Origin of the sequence: Paenibacillus sp. CAA11, assembly GCF_003060825.1 — a bacterium.
GTDB lineage: Bacteria > Bacillota > Bacilli > Paenibacillales > Paenibacillaceae > Fontibacillus.
Window position 1 is genome coordinate 1,664,104 of record NZ_CP028922.1, and the last position, 19,159, is coordinate 1,683,262.

A 19,159-nucleotide genomic window follows, 5' to 3' on the forward strand; every position below is an offset into this window, starting at 1 on the left:
GATCAGCTGGTTGTTTGGGGCTGCTGGAGCGATCCTGGTAGCCGGCGCTGCATACTGGAAGAAGTCGCTGTCCTTGTCGGGCGCCCTTGCGGCGGTCATGATGGGGACGATTTATTATGGGGCCGGCAATTTGTTTTGGTTCGGCCTGCTTTTATTGTTTTTTGTTACTTCTACGCTCTTATCCAAATGGCGCGGCGACCGGAAGGAGGAGCTTGAGAAGTCTTATGCCAAATCTTCAACCCGCGATGCTGGACAAGTATTTGCGAATGGAGGCGTTGGCATGCTGGCCTGCCTAGGCTGCTGGATCTGGCCCAGTGAATTGTGGGCTTATGGGTTTGTGGGTGTGATGGCCACGGTAACCGCAGACACCTGGGCAACAGAATGGGGAGGACTCAGCCGGAGGCCGCCCCGCTCTGTACTGACCTGGAGACCGCTTCCTCCCGGCACCTCGGGAGGAGTATCTCTGCTGGGGACTGCCGCAGCCGCAGCCGGAGGGCTGCTCATCGGAGGAGCCGGCTGGCTGCTTGGAACCTGGACCGCAGTGGTCTCAGGTTCTGCCACATTGTGGCTGCTTGTAGGCGGGATTGGCGGATTGGCTGGTGCGATGGCTGACTCCCTTCTGGGGGCCTCAGTACAGCGCATGTATCGCTGCCAAGTCTGCGGCAAACTCGTTGAAGTACAGACCCATTGCGATCATCCTACAGTATTTTATCGGGGGATGAATTGGATGAATAATGATGCCGTAAATTTAATCAGTTCTCTGGCCGGAGGGGGCATTGGCATCTGGATCGGGAGCATAGCTGGATAAGGAGGTTGAAGCCGGATGAGTGGTATGCATGGAGACAAACATCAAGCTATATTAGACGCTGCTTATACTCTCTTCGGTTCTCAAGGATTCTACGAAACAAAAATATCGCAGATCGCAGACAAAGCGGGAATTGCTAAGGGAACTGTGTATTTGTATTTTAAAAGTAAGGAACAGTTATTTGCTGCGGTATCCCAGCGGGACTTTGACCGTTTCTTGTCACGACTGGATCATGGGCTGCATCAGACGAAGTCTATTCAAGAACGTCTGGGCTTTATTGCCGACAATCATTTGCGATACTATTATGAACGCCGGGATCATACCAAGCTGTTTTTTATGGCGCCTAATAATGACCCGGATCTGATGAGAATTATGGAGGAATTCCTGAAGCGGTATACAAATGCTGTCATCGAGGTTTTGGAGGAAGGCGGTATACCGGAAGCTAAGCTGTACGCCAAAGCCTACATCGGCATGCTGGACCGTCTCAAGATGGAGATTTTGTTTGACCAGGGATTTTCTGAAGCTGATCTAAGCAAGAATATTGCATTTGCTTCCCATTTGTTCATTCACGGCTGTCCCATCACTTGATATACATTTAGTTTATAACTACAGGATTGAATATTCGGATTAAGAATATAGATTGAACACAATTTGCTTTACTAATAGGAGAACAGAATGAACATTTTAACCGCAGAGCAGTTATCAAAGAGTTACGGAGAAAAGATTTTGTTTGATCAGGCGTCATTTGGTATGGAGGATCAAGACAAAATAGGTATTGTAGGCGTGAATGGTACCGGAAAATCCACGTTCTTGAAGGTTATAGCCGGGCTGGAGCAGCCGGATAGCGGAAAAGTAGCGATTAATAACAGCGTACGAGTACGCTATTTGGCGCAGAACCCGCCCTTTGATTCTGAGCTGACTGTACTTGAACAGGTGTTTCGCGGGGAAGGGGATGAGCTGAAGGCTGTTTATCGCTATATGGATATCCTCAAGCAGCTGGAAGAGAATCCGGAGGATCTAAGTCTTCAACAGAAGCTGGCCGAACGGGGACAAGAGATGGATCGCTTGCAGGCATGGCAGCTGGAGAGTGAAGCCAAGAATGTTCTATCCCGTCTAGGCATCACTGGTTATGAACGTAAAATGGGTGAGCTTTCTGGCGGACAGCGCAAGCGGGTCGCTTTGGCTTCAGCGCTGATTCAGCCTTCAGAGCTGCTGATTCTGGACGAGCCAACCAACCATATAGACAATGAGTCGGTGGCTTGGCTTGAGCAGTATTTGCAAAAGCGCAGAGGAGCCCTCCTGATGATTACTCACGACAGGTATTTCCTGGACAGGGTCTGCAGCGTTATGCTGGAGCTCGATCACGGCAGATTGTTCCGCTATGAAGCGAACTACAGCCGTTTCCTTGAGCTTAAGAGTGAACGGGAGGAACGGGAGGCATCTGCAGAGCAGAAGCGGCAAAATTTGTTGCGTACGGAGCTCGCCTGGATTCGCCGCGGAGCAAAGGCTAGAACGACTAAGCAAAAAGCCCGGATCGAGCGGTTTGAGAAGCTGCAGGCGCAGAAGACCGAACACCGTTCAGACTCGCTGGAGGTTTCAGTAGCTTCAACCCGGCTTGGACGCAAAATCTTGGAGCTCTCCAACTTGTCTTATCAAATCCCGGGACGTACTTTAATATCGGATCTTACGTATACAGCTGTTCCGCATGATCGGGTAGGAATTGTAGGGCCGAATGGCAGCGGCAAATCGACGCTGCTTAATCTGATTGCCGGGCGTCTTCAGCCTTCCGAGGGAAGCGTAGAGCTAGGGCAGACGGTGAAGCTGGGGTATTTCACGCAAGAGCATCAGGAAATGAATGAGAGCCAGCGTGTGATGGAATATATTAAGGATGAAGCTGAAGTCGTGACGACGGCCGACGGCACTCGGATTACGGCTTCTCAAATGCTTGAGCGTTTCCTGTTCCCGCCAGCCATGCAGTGGACTCCTATTGCCAAGCTGTCTGGAGGGGAGAAGCGCCGTCTATATCTGCTTCGTGTACTCATGAGTGCACCGAATGTACTGCTGCTGGACGAGCCAACCAACGATCTTGACATTCAGACCTTGTCCGTGTTAGAGGCCTACTTGGATGAATTCCCAGGCGCGGTCTTCGTAGTATCGCATGACCGGTTCTTCCTAGATCGTACGGTTGATAAGATTATGGCCTTTGAAGGTCAAGGGACTGTGGCAGTTCATGTAGGGGATTACTCCGAGTATGCCGAACGGGTTCAGCGGCAGGGTGGAGTGAGTACCGATGGGAGCTTGGAGCGGTCTTCTAAGCAGACGGAGAAGGCCGATGCCGGTGCTGCTGCACAGCAAAGCCGAGAGAAGAAGGAAGGTTCTTCCCGCGACAAGTTGAAGTTCAGTTACAACGAGCAGCGCGAATATGAGGCGATTGATGGACTTGTAGAAGCAGCAGAGAACAAGCTTTCTGAAATTCAGGAAGCTATGGTACAGGCTGCAAGCGATGCTGCAAGGCTTCAGGAGCTGATGAAGGAGCAGCAGGAGGCAGAGCAGGAGCTGGAGCGGCTAATGGAGAGATGGACCTATCTCAATGAGCTTGCAGAGCGAATTGAACAGCAGCGAAGCTAAAAGCTTAAGAGAGACGATTTCCGAAAGGGAAACCGTCTCTCTTTTTTTAAAGGCTGGAGGGAGGAACTAAGCGTTCCAAGCCCTGCATATAAGGCCTGAGTGCTTCTGGGATTAGGATGCTGCCATCCTCCTGCTGATGGTTCTCCAGCAAAGGGATGAGAATTCGAGGGCTGGCAACAGCCGTATTATTAAGTGTGTGGCAGTAAGCGAGCCTGCCATCCTTATCTCGGAAGCGAAGGTTTGAACGTCTGGCCTGAAATTCATGAACATTCGAGGAAGAGTGGGTTTCGCCATAGCTGTTCCTGCTGGGCATCCATGTCTCAATATCATACTGTTTGTACGTCTTCTGAGACATGTCACCGATGCAGACAGCCATCACTCTATATGGCAGCTCAAGCAGCTGCAGAAGCTCTTCGGCGTTGGCAGTAATCTCTTGAAGCAGCTCCTCGGACAGGGCCGGATCATTCTCGCAAATCACGACTTGTTCTACCTTGGCGAACTGGTGAACGCGATACAGCCCATTCACATCGCGGCCAGCCGATCCAACCTCGCTTCGAAAGCAGGTCGATGAAGCAGCAAGCTTAAGGGGCTTTCTCAGGTCGAGGATCTCGTCGCTGTAATAGTTGATTAGCGGCACTTCCGAAGTGCCCACAAGCCATCTGTCCTCATCTTGAATTCGGTAGGTCTGATCCATTCCGAGCGGGAAAAAGCCGGTATGAACCAATGCCTCTTCCCGAACCATTAGTGGGACCTCAAGGAGCTCAAACCCCTTCTTGCTGAGCAAATCAAGGGCTAGCTCCTGAACTGCCCGGTGCAGCCGGACACCGGCTCCGCGAAGGTAATAATTTCGGCTGCCTGCCGTCTTAACGCCTCGCGGAATGTCGATGAGTCCATGCAGCTGTCCTAGTGTGGTGTGATCGAGCAGGGGGAAGAGAATCTCTCTTGGTGTGCCCACGCTTCGGACTAGCACGTTATCTTGATCCGAAGCACCGATCGGAGTGTCTGGCGACACGCTATTCGGTACCAGCAGCATAAGCTCGCGGAGTTCCTGCTCCAGGCGTGTGAGCTCCAGCTTCTGATTGCTAAGAACGTCGTTGTTTTCCCGCACATTTTCTTGTAAGCGGCGGACTTCATCATTAAGTTCCAGAAGCATTGCTTCACGGACTTGCCCGGTTAGCCGATTGCGGTCAGCTCTCCGCTGTTCAATCTCCTGAAGCAGCTGTCTTCGCGTTCGATCGAGCTCAAGCAGCTTGGTTACGGATAGCTGAATACCCTTTTGCTCGGCCGTCCACTGTACCTGATCGGCGTTTTCTTTAATCCACTTAAGATCCAACATGGCACTCGCTCCTTTGGTCTATAAAAATACAACAAGCGCCCTCGTCTTATGGGACGAGGAGCGCTTATACTCGCGGTGCCACCCAATTTGATTAAAGCGCAGGGCTTTAATCCACTTTGGTTCCGCGATAACGGGCGGTGCCGGTTAACTTAGGGATTAGATACGATAAGTACAGTTTCCCTTGGCGAGAACGCCTCCGAGTTGGATTCTCTTCATAGGCATAATAGTCGTATTGTCTTATTTCTGGTTATTGTATACTTGGATGAGCAACGTGTCAACCTTAGATGTGCTTTAGGCGGTTACATATGCGCCCAGCAGCTTGGCTGTATTCAGAACAGCCTGAACGGTGGTACGCTCCATTGCATGGGAGGCGTGAACACCCGGGCCAATCAATGCGGCACGAATGTTATGGCCTGCGCCTAGCGCAGCAGAGGCATCCGAGCCGTAGTGAGGGTAGATGTCAACCGCATATGGAATATCATTCGCTTTTGCCAGCTCAATTAGCCGGCTGGTCATCGCATAATCGTAAGGGCCGCTTGAATCCTTGGCACAAATGGATACATCCGTCTCCTTACAGGAGAGATCGTCTCCTATGCAGCCCATATCAACGGCAATCATCTCTTCTATGCCATCAGGGATATAGGCAGCGCCATGTCCAACCTCCTCATAGTTGGAGATTAACAGCACGAGATCTCTTGACGGCTTCCAGCCCTCCCGCTTGGAGGATTCCAGCAGTCCGAACAAAGCAGCTACACTGGCTTTGTCATCAATGTGGCGGCTCTTCACAAAGCCGCTTGGTGTAATGACCGCCCGGGCGTCAAAAGAGATGAAATCGCCGACACTGATTCCCAGAGCGAGTACATCCTCTTTGGTGTGAACCAACTCATCGATGCGGACCTCCATATTCTTCTCTTTACGCGGAAATTCTCTAGCGTCACTGTAGACGTGGACCGATGGATGAGTGCTTAGAATGGTACCCGTGTAGGTTCTGCCATCACGTGTATGAATTTGGCAGTATTCGTTCTCAATGCTGTTCATCATGAAGCCGCCCACTGAGGTAATGGCTAATGTTCCTTCTGTAGTAATGGACCGAACCATCGCTCCGAGTGTGTCTACATGGGCGCTCAGGCATAGGGCAGGGCCTTCGTGCTGCCCTTTTAATGTCAGAATTACTCCGCCCTTAGCGTTTCGCTTGCTCGGAATTCCGAGAGACTTTGCTTCTTGTTCGATCAGCTCCATGATGTTATGGGTAAACCCGCTGGGGCTCGGCGTATCAAGAAGCTTCTTCAGGAAAGGAATAACATAATCTTCTTTGACAGAAATACTCATGGCTTTAGCCTCCTTAATCTAATTTAGTTCTTCTCTTCGTGATCCCATTCGGGTTCAGTGACTTGCTTGGTCTGGCTTTCTTCGGGAGTTAAAGTTGTCTCCGGTACATAGCCGGTAGCTTCTTGAATATGTATCAGCTGTGCCTGAAGACTTTTGATTTGCTTTTGCAGGTGATAGCCGCGGTAGAGGCCAAAGGAACCGACAATAATGGCACCCAGCAGCGTACAGCCCAATATGAGCAAGATCAAAGGCACGCTTACGGACCCGAACAACAGATTGACGGGAACGGGATTAACGTTAATAACAGCGAAGATCGCAGTGATTAAAGCAAAGACGAGAGCTGCGATCAAGGACCATTGTATTTTCACATGAGAACCTCCTTGATGTCCGGCTGGTACATACATCTCTAGACAGTATAAAATCCCCTGCCTGAATAGGGCAAGGGATAGTTCAAATAGAACAATGAATTACTTGGTAAGCTGCTCCATTTGTTCAATAATATCGCCAAATACGCTCATCGCTTCACGAATTGGCTGAGGCGAAGACATATCCACGCCGGCTTTTGACAGAATGTTGATGGAGTAGTCGCTGCCGCCGCTCTTCAGGAATCCAAGGTAACGGTCAACGGCCGGCTTCCCTTCTTCAAGAATTTGTTTGGAGAAGCTGGTAGCTGCAGAGAAGCCGGTAGCATATTTGTAGACATAGAAACTTCTATAGAAGTGAGGAATTCTTGCCCATTCCATTTCAATGTCTTGGTCCACATGCATATCCGAACCATGATATTTGCGGTTAAGCTCGTAATAGATGGAGGACAGCTCTTGCGGCGTCATGGATACGCCGGCTTCGGCCCGCTCATGTACAATCTTCTCAAATTCCGCGAACATCGTCTGACGGAACACCGTCGTGCGGAATTGATCGGCATAATAGGTGAGCAGGTACAGCTTTTGCTTGGCATTGTCCGCATGCTTAAGCAGATAGTCCATCAGCAGCGCTTCATTCGTGGTGGAAGCTACTTCAGCAAGGAAGATGGTGTACTGAGCATCCCGATATTTGAGCGCTTTGTCCGAATAGTAAGAGTGAAGGGCGTGGCCCATTTCATGAGCTAGGGTGAACATGCTGTTCAAATTGTCATTGTGATTCAGAAGTACGTAAGGGTGCGTGCCGTAAGCTCCCCAGCTATAGGCTCCTGTCCGTTTGCCTTCATTCTCATAGACATCGATCCAGCGGTTGTCAAAGCCCTCTTGCAGGGCATTCAAATAGTCTTCGCCAAGCGGCTTAAGCCCTTCTTTGATGATCTTCTTTGCTTCGTCATAAGTAATATCCCATTGATATTCTTCAACAAGAGGGGCAAACAGGTCATACATATGCAGCTCATCAACTCCGAGAAGCTTCTTGCGCAGCTTCATATAACGATGAAGGAGCGGCAGGCTTTCATGGATAGTATCGATCAGATTCGTGTATACATCCTTGGAGATATTATCAGCATACAAAGACATTTCCAGCACCGAAGGATATTTGCGTACACGGGAATAAAAAATGTTCTTGGTGACGTTCGCATTAAGTGTTGCGGCGAGCGTGTTTTTCTGTTTGGCATACGTATCATAGACCGCTTTGAAGGCACGGCGGCGAACATCGCGGTTAGGATTCTCAAGGAATTGAATATAGCTGCCATGTGTCAGCTCTACTTCTTTGCCGTTCTCATCCTCGATTTTAGGGAATTTCATATCCGCATTATTGATCATGCCGAAGATGCTTTGCGGGGCCTGTGTCAGATTGCCTACTTGGGCAAGAAGTGCTTCCTCCGTCTTGGAGAGGACATGGGCTTTCTCACGCTTGATCTCCTGCAGCGTAAATTGGTAATCCTTCAAAGAAGGGTTGCTGATGAATTGGTCCAGTTCAGCTTCAGGCAGCGATAGGATTTCCGGAGTTACATAGGAGAGTGCCTCGCTGACTTCAACACTAAGTTTTTTGGATTTCTCGAGCAGCGCTTGATATGTAGGGTTAGTGGTGTCCTGATCATGATTGAGACTTGCGTAGACAAACAGCCGCTCCATCTGGAGGGACAGGTCATCTTCAAGCTCGAATACGGCTTTGATCTTCTCTGCCGAAGTGAGCTTTCCTTCGTAATCTGCAGCTTTTTTCAGATGGGATTTCAGCTCCTCATAAGACTGATCCCACGCCTGCTGGCTAGGGAACAAATCTTCAAGCTGCCAGGTGTTCTCCTTGCTTACTTCGGAACGCTTAGGTAGGGTGCTCATAGGTATCCTCCTTGGATTATGAATAGATGAAGCTGCGGAATCTCGCATAGCGGTTACTGAAGCTCCGGCCGGGGTGCTGATCAGCATGCTGGCGGTTAATAAAAGAGAGAGCCACTTTGGGCTGTTCATACTGCAAGCCTGCTTTCCTTTTTTTACCGTAGTATGCCCCGGCGATGGCCAAGATATCAGTAACTCGTTATATAGAAGTTCCTAGCTTATAAAACTGTAGACAATTAGAAAAAATGCCATAGCCACCATCAGGACGGAGACCAAGGCAAGACCCCGCTTCAGTGCGGGAGGAATATTGTTCTTGCTTAGAAGGACAACGATGGCTAGCGCAAAAGCTAAAATAACAAAAACCGTTACATTAGAAGAGTTCATAGAAACTTTCTCAGACTCCTTTAATCAAGATAAGCTGGTGTATAAGATCTATACCTGCTTGAAGGCAGCCATGAGCTCCCGCCACTCGTCTTCCTTGCCTGCATAATCCTCTTTGGGAAAGCGATTCTGTGCCCACTGCATCAGCGCTGGACGGCTTAGAAAGGTATGGGTTTCTTCACCCCATTGATCGGAAATCTCCCGCAAGACGATATATTTGCCCTGCACTTCGACAGTCATCATGTTCCATTTGTCTCTTTTATAAATTTCATGTTTTTTAATCATCGGCCTTCGTACTCCGTTCTGATGTTGTTAATAGGAAAGCTTTTTAAAATCATAACCCAGCCTTAATCGGAAAGCAAATGAAACACTGGAGAAAAGGAAGGAGATGTGAACCCTATTGAAGAAAATGAGGTAAATGTTCCGTTGCATTGTACCTGAGGATGGGGTATAATGTTGGTATTCGTCAATGATGACGATATTTTTAGGAGGTTGTTCACTTGAAAGGTACAGTTAAATGGTTTAACGCAGAAAAAGGCTATGGCTTCATCCAAGTTGAAGGCGGCGAAGACGTATTTGTTCATTTCTCCGCAATTCAAGGCGAAGGCTTCAAGACTTTGGAAGAAGGTCAAGAAGTTGAATTCGAAATCACTGAAGGTAACCGTGGTCCTCAAGCCGCTAACGTAATCAAATTATAAGATACACTCCTTAACGGATAACTTATAAGTATTAGTTTCGGCACATATAAAGACACAGCTCTTAGGGGCTGTGTTTTTTTGCGTTCTCTGTGTCTTATCTTGTCGATAACTGTTTTTTATCCCCGATTCCAGATTCTGTATGCTACAATAGTTGGAATTAGATACAAGGTAAGATGCGATAGAGGGAGACTAAGGAGGAGTCCAAACATGAACTTTAGTGAAATCAAGCTTTGGAGCCGGCGATTAAAGGATAGCATCGGCAAGGTGATCGTAGGAAAAGAGGACGAGATCGAACTGCTGCTTACGGCGTTAGTGGCCTCAGGGCATATTTTACTTGAAGATGTTCCCGGGACAGGCAAGACATTGCTTGCCAAAAGTTTAGCGAGATCACTTGAACTTTCTTTTCAGCGAATTCAGTTCACTCCGGATCTGCTTCCGTCGGATTTGACAGGAATTCATTATTTTGATCAGAAGGTAGGAGAGTTCAAATTCAGACCCGGCCCCCTATTCGCGGGGATCATACTCGCTGATGAGATTAACCGTGCAACGCCTAGAACCCAGTCAAGCCTTCTGGAATGTATGGAACAAAGGCAGATTAGTGTAGATGGAATAACCATGCCTTTGGATCGTCCTTTTATGGTGCTGGCGACACAGAATCCAATCGATAACCAAGGCACCTTCCCTCTCCCAGAGGCTCAGATGGACCGGTTCATGATGAAGCTTAAGCTGGGATATCCCACTTCGGAGGAAGCTGTTGAGGTCTTGCGCCGAACCCTGTCCGGGCAAACGGTTCAGCAATTACCTCATATCTCTGCGAGAGAGGAAATTTTACATATTCAACAGCAATACACACAAGTCAAGATCCATGAAGATTTATTATCCTATATGGTTGCCGTAGCAGAGAAGAGCAGACAGCATCCTGACGCGGCGCTTGGGGTCAGTCCGCGCGGAACACAGGCATGGCTGAGAGCCGTACAGGCTTATGCAGCCATCCAAGGGAGGGAATATGTGCTTCCTGACGATATTCAGCGACTAGCCGTGCCGGTACTGGCTCACCGGATTGTGATGCGCAGCCGGGCTCAGCAGCAGAGCGAACAGGCGGCTGCATTAATTAATGAAGCTCTATCCGTTGTCCCTGTACCCAGTGAGGCGGCGCTTGAAGAGGCAAGGGATGTCTAATGGCACTGTTATGGTTGTTAATCCTGGCGGCCGTTCTATCCATTATTCAAGGCGTGGCACTGGGGCATTTTTCTTTAAGAAGAATTACTTACAGCCGTAGTTTGAGCAGTGAACGCGTCCATGCGGGAGAACAGATTGAAATGATAGAGGTTCTCGCTAATACGAAACGCCTCCCTGTTCCCTGGCTGAGGCTGGAGGCGGAATTTCCAGCTTCTTTTCACTTTCAAGGCAGTGCTGCAGGCCGTGTTGATACCGGAATGGTCTATCAGCAGCATGTCAGTGCTTTCTCCATGATGCCAAGAACTCGCATTACCCGTCGGCATTTCATAACCTGCAGTGGGCGGGGAATCTTCAACTTTTCCACAGCACAGATGGTAGCAGGCGACATCTTCGGCATGTTTACTTCCATGCGACAGCTTGAGCTGCGCATTCCGCTCGTTGTTGCACCGAGATTGCTTGAAGAAGAGGAGATGCCTGCTGCTTGGAATACGTGGCAGGGTGATTTTGCAGTTGCAGATGGATTCTGGAGGATCCTTTTCTGATTGAGGGAGCAAGAGAATACGCGGCCGGTGACCCCATGAACCGAATCCATTGGAAAGCGACGGCTCATATAGGGACACTGCAGGTGTATAGGCAGGGTTATACAGCGGACCCGGAGGTTGTCATTTTCCTCAATGTTGAGATGGAAAAGGACAGCTGGCGGGAGCTTGAAGAGGCCGAGCAAATGGAGCATGCGATCTCTGCAGCCGCTACCTGCGTATCGGCCCTAATCGGACAGGGGGTCGCCGTCGGGTTCGGTCATAATGCATACTCTTCTTATGAACGACAGCTGCAGCCAGGCCGAGGCTCGGCCCATTTGCAAGACCTCTATCAGTGCATGGCCGGAATTCGCCTCAGGACCCAAGCGCCGCTTAAGACCTATCTTCAGGATCAGAACGGGGCTCATCCCAGCCGTGATTACATCATTATAAGCGTTGAAAACTCGCCAGCGGTTAAGGACGCTATTCAGGAGTTAGAGGGAGCAGGGCGCAGTGTAAGCCTTATTCAGACTGGAGAAGCACCTGAGCACAAGTTCAAGGAGGTGTCTGGTCAGTGAAGAAGATCACCTCTGCAATGGGTGTTGGCTTAAGAGAGACGGCTTACGCATATCCGCTGCTATTAATTTTATCTATATTTATGCTGGAGATTTCGCCTTACTTTACGGCTCTTCTGGTGTTTATCAGCAGCATGTTCGGCGCATGGGTCGGATATAGGATCAGCGGTGGCAGGGCACAGGCGATAGCTTTGCTTCCCGCGCTGATTCTTGGCGGCCTGTGTTATATGCCTGGCTATTTAGGAGGAAGAGCTGTAGTTATAATATTGATTTTGTGTGCCTTCTCTTGGCATAGTTTTGGAACGGTCCGCAAGCCGTTCAGCTTGCAGGCGGAGAAGCTACTGTCTACCTTGGGAATTGTCTGTTCTTTGGTTGTTTATATTTATTCACAACGTAGTGAGGTCCTGCAGCCTTTTTCATTATCCGTCTTTATAGCAGGAGTTGTTACTTTGTCTGCAGTCTTGCTGAGCATGAACGATTGGAAGGTTAAGCAGGCCGCAGGGGTAAGAGCAGAGGAGAAAGTTCCATTTAGCGGCATTGTGCTGATGAACCGGAGTCTTACACTTATCTTTATTGGTCTCATTGTGGTGTTAGGTGCATTTAAACAGATTCCTTCTCTAATTAAGGGACTAATCTATTTGTTGTTTGGCTGGACGGATTTCGTATGGGGCTATGACCCTGTTCCTCCGAATGAATACAACTTCCACTATCTTGAGCTGGAACCGATGCAGTATGATCTCTCGGATCCGACAGAGGTTCATAAGTTGCAGTGGATCAGCAAGGCCTGGATGGTAGTTAGCAGTATTCTGGTTCTATTATTAGCCTATTTTGTGCTTAGACTGCTCTATTCCCTATTGCGAAAATGGCTGCCCAGCTGGCTAAAAAGTCTGCTGGAACGTCTTAAGCTGGGTGGAATGATCAAGGAGCCAGAGACTGATCCAGGCTACCATGATGAATTGGAGCGTATTGCTAAGACGCGGCGCAAGCGTCGGGGAACACGAGGATATCAGGAGCCTGAGCATGTTGTCCGAAGAAATTACCAACGTTTGGTCCAGTCTGCAATGAAGAAGGGCTATGATTATCGGCCTGGTTATACTCCCAATGAGAACGGCAGACAAATTGCCGGCAGGCTTGAGTATACTGAACTTAGTGAGAACGAGGTTCGTAACCTGATTCAGGATTATAACGAGGTCCGATACGGGAGCCATAAAGATAAGAACAAAGCATGAACAGGGTAAAGCTGGAGTGGCGCGATTATCTCATTTGTAAACAAGCGATTCTGAGCCTTATGCCTTCCCGCTTGAGAGAGGAATGGCGTTTTCTGGATGTGACAAACAAATATCGGCTGGCAAAGCCGAAGAAAGCAAGAATACAGAACGTTATGGCAACCCAGTAAAAGTCCTGCCGTCCGAAGTGCTGAAAGATTATCCCGCCAAAAGCGCCGCTGACTAGGCCAGACAGACTTGACCACATTACGGTGAACAGGGCCATTCCGGTCGCCCCTGATTTCTGTCTGGGATGAGTCGCCCCAACATTCGGACAGCAGTGACAAAGAAAATTCCGAAGGAGATGTCTGCATGGCCTGAATAGCAATAATTCCTGAGGGATTGTCGACGGTGCTCATCAGTAGAAACCGCACAGAGTACATTAGGCAGGGCCTACTGCGTACAGATAGCCGATTTGGGAATTGTTGAATCCAAGTTCTGCATAATATAATGGGAAATAAGACGCAACAAGTACACTTATACCGAATATGGTATAGATAAATGCCCGAAGCCACAGTAGCGGACTTCGATACCAGCCCGTAGATTGCATTAGTCATGATCCCCTTATTTACTCGGGTGTAGTATAGCATACGTGTAGTTTGTTAGGTAAAGTATATTATTGATACTTTTGGAAGAGAGGGTGTTTTGCTATGCGGCATCCCTGTTTTGAATATAATGACAGGCTGGGTATTCATACTCCTTTATTAGAAACGCCTATAGAAGAATACAGTATGGATGAGCAACTTCGAATCATAACAGACTGGGAAGAGATTCGAGGAGCTATTCCCAGCAGAGTGATGGAGCTTGAACAGAATATTGATTTGAAGCTGAGAATGATGAGCGAGGAAGAGGACTTCGATATAACATGCAGTCTCAATGGGGAAATTGCTGAGCTTGCCAGTGTAATTAACGATCTTCATATTTGGTATCGGATTACAGCTGAGGTGTCCTCAGGACACAGACATTTGTGATATAGTTAATTTGAAGAAAGGGTTGGATCATATTATAATAATCCCATGATTTTAATAAGATGTTCCTAACTCGTGGAGGCTTACCATTGATTGATCTCGAAAAGAAGCGTAACCAAATTCCTCGTGATCCTTTGCGCCTAATGAGCCGCGTTTATAAGTTCATTCTGCCGTCTGTGCGCTCCGAGCTTGAGACATGGAAGAGGACAGCAGAGGGAATTCCGGATGCTGAACTTAGGAAACAGGCATTGGCAAGTATTGCGACCAAGGAATTTCACTGTCAAGGAGGAGCTGTGTATGCTGCGGCTAACCTATCACAGCGTCATGTTCTCATTCCCCTGATTGTAGCCTTTCAGACGATCAGTGACTATCTGGATAACCTCTGTGACCGGAGCACATCAATGGATGCAGGAGATTTTCGGCTCTTGCATCAATCCATGCTGGATGCGGTCAATCCTGGGGCGGAAATGGCGGATTATTACGCATTGCGCACGGAGAATAATGATGGGGGCTATTTGAACCTTCTAGTTGCGAAATGCCGGGAATGCATCAAGGAGCTTCCGGGATATGCGGCAGCACAAACTGAAATTACCGACCTGGTCGGATTGTATACTGATCTACAGGTGTACAAGCATATTAAGCCTCATTTAAGAGAAGACGCCTTATTGAATTGGCGCCAGAAGCATGCTCACCGTGCTCCGCATCTGCGCTGGAATGAATTTGCAGCAGCTACGGGATCTACGCTGGGAGTGTTCATGCTGTTCCTGGCCTCGTCAGAAGCAGCCTTAGACACCAATAGTGCTAGAGTTATAAAAGAGGCCTATTTCCCCCATCTTTGCGGGCTGCATATTATGCTTGATTACTTAATTGATCAAGATGAGGACAAACTTGGCGGAGATCTAAACTTCTGCAACTACTATGAGAATAATGAAATCATGCTGGAGCGGATCGCCTTTATAGTCGAGGCGGCACGAAGTGATATCAAAGCTCTCCCTGCGTCATCCTTCCATCGGATGATCATTGAAGGGTTGCTTGCACTTTATTTGTCTGATCCTAAGGTAGGCCAGCAAGAAGAAATCCAAAGCGTATCCCGCCGGTTGATGCGGAGGAGCCCGCTGACTCGGCTATTCTTTTTTGCCAACAGCCGCTGGATTCGGAAACATTTATAACAGATTCATGTTTAACTTCCAGAGTAATTTTATGATGACATGATAGAACATGAAATGAATCGGGAAGTATAGCTTGATCATAATTTAGGAGGAAATAACATGACAGCAGTTAAAAAAATCGCGGTTCTGACAAGTGGCGGTGATTCGCAAGGGATGAACGCGGCCGTACGCGCCGTTGTTCGCAGCGGGCTTTACCACGGCTTGGAGGTATTTGGTATTCAGCGCGGCTATCAAGGCCTTCTGAATAACGACATTTTCGCTATGGATATCCGCAGTGTAGGCGACATTATTCAGCGCGGGGGAACGATTCTTCAATCCGCACGCTGCTTGGAGTTCAAGACACCTGAAGGCCAACAAAAGGGCGCGCAAATTTTGCGGGATCGCGGAATCGACGGTCTGGTGGTTATCGGTGGCGACGGTTCCTATCAAGGAGCAGAGAAGTTAAGTAAGCTTGGCATCAAAACAATGGGCCTGCCGGGTACGATCGATAATGATATTTCTTTTACCGATTATACGATTGGATTTGATACCGCGGTTAATGTCGTGGTGGATGCGGTAAATAAATTACGCGATACGATGTCCTCCCACGAACGCTCTTCTGTTGTAGAAGTTATGGGACGTCATTGCGGAGATATTGCTCTTCATGCAGGACTGGCATCCGGTGCCGAGACCATTCTTGTTCCTGAAGTACCTTACGACCTTGATGAAGTGGCAGATCGGATGGCTCAGAACTTTGAACATGGCAAGAGACATAGTATTGTCATCGTAGCAGAGGGCGTAGGTAAAGGTGAAGATGTAGCGAATGCGTTGAAAGAGCGTTACGCTTCCATCGATCCGCGGGTAACTGTGTTGGGTCATATCCAAAGAGGTGGCGCACCTACGCCGTTTGACCGCAATCTTGCCAGCCGGCTCGGTGATTTTGCAGTTCGCAAGCTGATTGAGGGTGAATCCAATAAAGGCTGTGGTGTGATGAACGGACAGCTGGTGCTTACAGATATTGAGAAAGTAGTGAATACGAAGAAGCCGTTTAACATGGACATGTATGAACTGGCGCTTCGTTTGTCCCAATAAAATATCTCTTAACAGTAATAAACCCCGTTCGCCTCTGTGTAGGCAGCGGGGTTTATTGCTGTAATTTATCCTGACATGGTCAGGCTGTTAAATGATCAGTGATCTATGCTTAGCCCGGCAAGCTTTCGCTGAAGTCGGATCAGCCGGCGCAACAGCAGGACAGCTGCGATCGCAAGTCCAGTAATGAGACCAATCCAGTAGCCATAAGGTCCTTGACCCGTATAGCTGGCTAGAACATAACCTAGTGGAAGAGCAATAATCCAATACGCCACAAAGGTCAGAAAGAAGGCGGGATTGACATCCTTATAGCCTCTTAAGACACCTTGGGTCGGAGTCGCGATGGCATCCGAAATCTGAAAAAATATCGCATAGATTAGAAAATGTTTTGTCAGCTGAATGACTTCGGCATCGTTAGAATATAGCTCGGCCACGTTCTGCCGAACCAGCATTAAAATGACTGCAGTAACTACAGATAAGGCAGCTGCGGTTAGAATTCCCAGCTTGGCATATTGGCGGGCGTCTTTTAACCGGGAAGACCCGGTTTCATAGCCAACCAGAATCGTCAGTGCCATACATATGCTTAATGGAATCATGTACAGGGTAGATGCAAAGTTGTTTGCCGATTGATGGGCTGCGATAGTTACCGTATCAAACCGACTCATCAGCAGGGTCACGGCAGCAAAGACGGCCGTCTCGAAGAAGATCGCAAAGCCAATCGGTACACCAATCTTGAGCAGTTCCTTCCATTTGGCCAGCGAGGGTCGGAAGAACTGGCGAAATACGCCGTATTCTCGAAATGGAGCAGCATGTCTCACGATAATAAGTGCAAGCAGAAAGATACACCAGTAGGTAAAGGCTGAAGCAATACCGGAACCGATTCCCCCTAGTCGCGGGAAGCCCAGCTTTCCGAAGATCAGCACATAATTTGCGGCTACATTAATCGGCAGTGATGTTAGTGTAATTGCCATGGATATCCTGGTCTGGCCTAGTGAATCGATAAAGGAACGGAGTACAATATATCCGAAAAGCGGAAGCACACCGGTTCCGAGTGCAGTCAGGAAATAGAAGGCGACATGATGGACTTTGGGTTCAAGACTCATATAGTTCAGGATGGTGGGGACCAGAAAGAATCCGCAGCCGATCACCAGGACGCCGACGAGTGCTGCAAGCATCAGTGCCTGTGTTACGTTAAAAGCTACTTTATTACGCTTACCTGCGCCAATCAGATGGGATACAATAGGGGTGATTCCCATAAGTATGCCGCTTAAGCCCGTCTGAACAGGATTCCAAAGGCTTGATCCCACAGCAGCGCCGGCTAAGTCGGCAGGACTGGCGTGTCCGGACATTAAGGTGTCGAAGAACGTCATGAGGGACATCGTTACTTGAGTTATTAGAATTGGGATTAAAATACGTATAAAGACGCTGTATTTTTCCCGAAGGGTTGAAGTTGGTTTCATAAAGATACTCCATTTCATGAGAAGTAACATGCAATGTTCTATTTTATCTGATTTCTGCAGGTTTGAGAATATGTATAAGACGAAGACCAAGACGATCCCGGTATGCTGACTATCAGCACGCCGGGATCGTCTTGGTGTTAGTGGGCCTAATAAGAATAAAGGATGTCCTGGTATTAGTTCAGTAATTTACTCCACTTGTATAGCGATTTGAGGCATTCCATAATAGAAATTCATCAACGTTCATATCCTTTAAGGCTCGAATCTGCTCTTCTACTTCATGCTTCCCATACTTTACATAATGGCCGCTTCCGAGCCAGCTGGCTGTAAAGTCCTGAATCCATGGTCTGATGATCGGTTTTTTGCCGCCGAGAGGGTCCAGCTTTTTATGCGTGTCCTCCATGGAGCCCTTGATGGTCTGGTAAGGTGCCTTGTCCGGGTCCTTTGCTCCGTACCAGCCTGCTGTGTAGTGGCTTGGATAAACCATTGGACTGATGACATTGACGTTGTTGGAGATCTTCACAAAATCCTGGCCAATGCCTTCGGCTGCAGGTACGGAAGCGGCATAACCGAAGATATCAACAGATACGCGTACACCTAAGGGGTCCAGCTGCTTCCTGGCATATTCAACAAAGGAGGAGACTGCATCCACCCGGCTTAGCTCAGACTTCTGATACTTTAGAGAGTCCGCTCGTTTCTCAAATCCCTCCGGAAAGCGTACATAGTCAAATTGAATTTCTTTAAATCCCAGTTTGGCGGCCTCTTTGGCCAGTTCCACATTGTAATCCCATACCTCCTTGCTGTAGGGATTGACGAAGCTGTCGCCTTTACCATTTTTCCATACAGAGCCGTCGCTGCGCGTAAAGGAAAGCTCTGGGTGACTTTTGGCGAGCACCGTATCTTTGAAAACAACAATTCGGGCAATCGGGTAAATGTCATGCTTCTTCAGCTTTTGCATTAAAGCATCTATGTCGCCGATAAATTTCTGCGGCTTGCTGTATTTCAGCAGCTTCGCATTTTGAGTAGGGTAAGTTATGTACCCGGCATCATCCTTCAGATCAATGACCATCGAATTCAGCTCAGTAGAGTCGAGCAAGTTCACCAGTTTGTTCATGCGTGAACCGCCCGCACTATAGGCGGTGACATAAATGCCTTTGACCTTTGGAGCATCCGGCTGAGGATCTTGCTTCTCGGAGGAAGAAGCGGACCGTGCTGTGGTTCCTGATGCTTGGGAATGCGATATCATGGATTGATAGGATGAGTGCAGAAGATCTTGCAGCGCCGTGCTTTGTGGCGATCCGGTGCTCGTCTGAGTACCGGAGGAGGCTCCGATTGCAATTAGGAGCAGTGTCCATAGTATATTCATTTTCCTCTCTCCCTTGTGTACACGATAACTATAATTATAGCGGCATAACTGTCCCTTCCGATCACAAGATTGTCACTAATGTCATCTGGAGCGCCGCATTTTTGCGGACGGGGGCCTCTGTCTTTTTAAACCGATGGAAGAGATGTTAAACGGTGAATTTTC

Annotated in this window: 20 protein-coding genes; 12 read left to right on the forward strand and 8 right to left on the reverse strand. The window is 48.4% G+C overall.

Annotated elements, in window-relative coordinates:
* Position 1: 1 nt before the first annotated feature.
* From DCC85_RS07820 to DCC85_RS07830, 3 genes are all read left to right on the forward strand, one after another.
* Positions 2-808 carry a DUF92 domain-containing protein gene (locus DCC85_RS07820; protein ID WP_442789539.1) on the forward strand — a complete coding sequence of 269 codons (807 nt, stop codon included), beginning with the start codon at positions 2-4 and terminating at the stop codon, positions 806-808.
* Positions 809-823: 15 nt separating this feature from the next.
* Positions 824-1,393, forward strand: coding sequence for a TetR/AcrR family transcriptional regulator (locus DCC85_RS07825; RefSeq protein ID WP_108465076.1), 570 nt, complete (start codon positions 824-826; stop codon positions 1,391-1,393).
* A gap of 87 nt (positions 1,394-1,480) precedes the next feature.
* Positions 1,481-3,433 (forward strand): ABC-F family ATP-binding cassette domain-containing protein, encoded by a 1,953-nt coding sequence (locus DCC85_RS07830; protein ID WP_108465077.1) that lies wholly within the window; start codon positions 1,481-1,483, stop codon positions 3,431-3,433.
* 46 nt (positions 3,434-3,479) lie between these two features.
* On the opposite strand, the gene serS is transcribed toward DCC85_RS07830, so the two are convergent.
* The 6 genes from serS to DCC85_RS07855 form a co-directional block, all read right to left on the reverse strand.
* On the reverse strand, positions 3,480-4,769 hold the full coding sequence (serS, locus tag DCC85_RS07835; protein WP_108465078.1) for a serine--tRNA ligase: 1,290 nt from the start codon (positions 4,767-4,769) through the stop codon (positions 3,480-3,482).
* Between the two features lie 291 nt (positions 4,770-5,060).
* Complete coding sequence (locus tag DCC85_RS07840; protein WP_108465079.1) at positions 5,061-6,098, reverse strand: M42 family metallopeptidase; 1,038 nt, start codon at positions 6,096-6,098, stop codon at positions 5,061-5,063.
* Positions 6,099-6,121: 23 nt separating this feature from the next.
* A complete protein-coding gene (locus DCC85_RS07845) occupies positions 6,122-6,466 on the reverse strand; it encodes a LapA family protein (protein WP_108465080.1) in 345 nt (114 codons plus the stop codon).
* A 99-nt stretch (positions 6,467-6,565) separates the two neighbouring features.
* A complete protein-coding gene (gene pepF / locus DCC85_RS07850; RefSeq protein WP_108465081.1) occupies positions 6,566-8,356 on the reverse strand; it encodes an oligoendopeptidase F in 1,791 nt (596 codons plus the stop codon).
* 210 nt (positions 8,357-8,566) lie between these two features.
* Entirely contained in the window at positions 8,567-8,737 is a 171-nt protein-coding gene (locus DCC85_RS23150) for a hypothetical protein (protein WP_199909985.1), read from the reverse strand.
* Between the two features lie 48 nt (positions 8,738-8,785).
* Complete coding sequence (locus DCC85_RS07855) at positions 8,786-9,019, reverse strand: hypothetical protein (RefSeq protein WP_108465082.1); 234 nt, start codon at positions 9,017-9,019, stop codon at positions 8,786-8,788.
* Positions 9,020-9,234: 215 nt separating this feature from the next.
* On the opposite strand from DCC85_RS07855, the gene DCC85_RS07860 reads away from it, so the two are divergent.
* The 9 genes from DCC85_RS07860 (at position 9,235) to pfkA (ending at position 16,177) form a co-directional block, all read left to right on the forward strand.
* Positions 9,235-9,432 carry a cold shock domain-containing protein gene (locus DCC85_RS07860; RefSeq protein WP_108465083.1) on the forward strand — a complete coding sequence of 66 codons (198 nt, stop codon included), beginning with the start codon at positions 9,235-9,237 and terminating at the stop codon, positions 9,430-9,432.
* A 207-nt stretch (positions 9,433-9,639) separates the two neighbouring features.
* On the forward strand, positions 9,640-10,611 hold the full coding sequence (locus DCC85_RS07865) for an AAA family ATPase (protein ID WP_108465084.1): 972 nt from the start codon (positions 9,640-9,642) through the stop codon (positions 10,609-10,611).
* Positions 10,611-11,153: a hypothetical protein gene (locus tag DCC85_RS07870; protein ID WP_108465085.1), complete on the forward strand. Its 543-nt coding sequence runs from the start codon at positions 10,611-10,613 to the stop codon at positions 11,151-11,153. Before DCC85_RS07865 ends, DCC85_RS07870 begins: the two co-directional genes overlap by 1 nt.
* Positions 11,153-11,707, forward strand: a complete 555-nt coding sequence (locus tag DCC85_RS07875; RefSeq protein ID WP_325048418.1) for a DUF58 domain-containing protein — start codon at positions 11,153-11,155, stop codon at positions 11,705-11,707. The genes DCC85_RS07870 and DCC85_RS07875 overlap by 1 nt, the downstream gene beginning before the upstream one ends.
* The gene (locus DCC85_RS07880) at positions 11,704-12,933 is read left to right on the forward strand and encodes a DUF4129 domain-containing protein (protein WP_108465087.1); all 1,230 of its coding nucleotides are present in this window, start codon (positions 11,704-11,706) and stop codon (positions 12,931-12,933) included. The genes DCC85_RS07875 and DCC85_RS07880 overlap by 4 nt, the downstream gene beginning before the upstream one ends.
* Entirely contained in the window at positions 12,930-13,100 is a 171-nt protein-coding gene (locus DCC85_RS22925; RefSeq protein WP_159081815.1) for a hypothetical protein, read from the forward strand. The genes DCC85_RS07880 and DCC85_RS22925 overlap by 4 nt, the downstream gene beginning before the upstream one ends.
* Before the next feature lie 600 nt (positions 13,101-13,700).
* A complete protein-coding gene (locus DCC85_RS07885) occupies positions 13,701-13,940 on the forward strand; it encodes a hypothetical protein (RefSeq protein ID WP_325048409.1) in 240 nt (79 codons plus the stop codon).
* A 59-nt stretch (positions 13,941-13,999) separates the two neighbouring features.
* The gene (locus tag DCC85_RS07890; RefSeq protein ID WP_442789525.1) at positions 14,000-15,106 is read left to right on the forward strand and encodes a tetraprenyl-beta-curcumene synthase family protein; all 1,107 of its coding nucleotides are present in this window, start codon (positions 14,000-14,002) and stop codon (positions 15,104-15,106) included.
* A 99-nt stretch (positions 15,107-15,205) separates the two neighbouring features.
* On the forward strand, positions 15,206-16,177 hold the full coding sequence (gene pfkA / locus DCC85_RS07895) for a 6-phosphofructokinase (protein ID WP_108465090.1): 972 nt from the start codon (positions 15,206-15,208) through the stop codon (positions 16,175-16,177).
* Between the two features lie 95 nt (positions 16,178-16,272).
* On the opposite strand, the gene DCC85_RS07900 is transcribed toward pfkA, so the two are convergent.
* Together DCC85_RS07900 and DCC85_RS07905 are read right to left on the reverse strand one after the other, a co-directional pair.
* A complete protein-coding gene (locus DCC85_RS07900) occupies positions 16,273-17,634 on the reverse strand; it encodes an MATE family efflux transporter (RefSeq protein WP_108465091.1) in 1,362 nt (453 codons plus the stop codon).
* A 178-nt stretch (positions 17,635-17,812) separates the two neighbouring features.
* Entirely contained in the window at positions 17,813-18,997 is a 1,185-nt protein-coding gene (locus DCC85_RS07905) for a putative glycoside hydrolase (RefSeq protein ID WP_108465092.1), read from the reverse strand.
* Between the last annotated feature and the right edge of the window lie 162 nt (positions 18,998-19,159).

Excerpts from the sequence above, each read along its gene's own strand:
- DCC85_RS07825 (WP_108465076.1), top strand. The coding sequence starts at position 824 with ATGAGTGGTATGCATGGAGACAAACATCAAGCTATATTAGACGCTGCT.
- DCC85_RS22925 (WP_159081815.1), top strand. The coding sequence starts at position 12,930 with ATGAACAGGGTAAAGCTGGAGTGGCGCGATTATCTCATTTGTAAACAA.
- DCC85_RS07900 (WP_108465091.1), bottom strand. The coding sequence starts at position 17,634 with ATGAAACCAACTTCAACCCTTCGGGAAAAATACAGCGTCTTTATACGT.
- DCC85_RS07830 (WP_108465077.1), top strand. The coding sequence starts at position 1,481 with ATGAACATTTTAACCGCAGAGCAGTTATCAAAGAGTTACGGAGAAAAG.
- DCC85_RS07885 (WP_325048409.1), top strand. The coding sequence starts at position 13,701 with ATGGATGAGCAACTTCGAATCATAACAGACTGGGAAGAGATTCGAGGA.
- DCC85_RS07855 (WP_108465082.1), bottom strand. The coding sequence starts at position 9,019 with ATGATTAAAAAACATGAAATTTATAAAAGAGACAAATGGAACATGATG.
- pepF (WP_108465081.1), bottom strand. The coding sequence starts at position 8,356 with ATGAGCACCCTACCTAAGCGTTCCGAAGTAAGCAAGGAGAACACCTGG.
- serS (WP_108465078.1), bottom strand. The coding sequence starts at position 4,769 with ATGTTGGATCTTAAGTGGATTAAAGAAAACGCCGATCAGGTACAGTGG.
- DCC85_RS07840 (WP_108465079.1), bottom strand. The coding sequence starts at position 6,098 with ATGAGTATTTCTGTCAAAGAAGATTATGTTATTCCTTTCCTGAAGAAG.
- DCC85_RS07870 (WP_108465085.1), top strand. The coding sequence starts at position 10,611 with ATGGCACTGTTATGGTTGTTAATCCTGGCGGCCGTTCTATCCATTATT.
- pfkA (WP_108465090.1), top strand. The coding sequence starts at position 15,206 with ATGACAGCAGTTAAAAAAATCGCGGTTCTGACAAGTGGCGGTGATTCG.
- DCC85_RS07890 (WP_442789525.1), top strand. The coding sequence starts at position 14,000 with ATGTTCCTAACTCGTGGAGGCTTACCATTGATTGATCTCGAAAAGAAG.
- DCC85_RS23150 (WP_199909985.1), bottom strand. The coding sequence starts at position 8,737 with ATGAACTCTTCTAATGTAACGGTTTTTGTTATTTTAGCTTTTGCGCTA.
- DCC85_RS07865 (WP_108465084.1), top strand. The coding sequence starts at position 9,640 with ATGAACTTTAGTGAAATCAAGCTTTGGAGCCGGCGATTAAAGGATAGC.
- DCC85_RS07905 (WP_108465092.1), bottom strand. The coding sequence starts at position 18,997 with ATGAATATACTATGGACACTGCTCCTAATTGCAATCGGAGCCTCCTCC.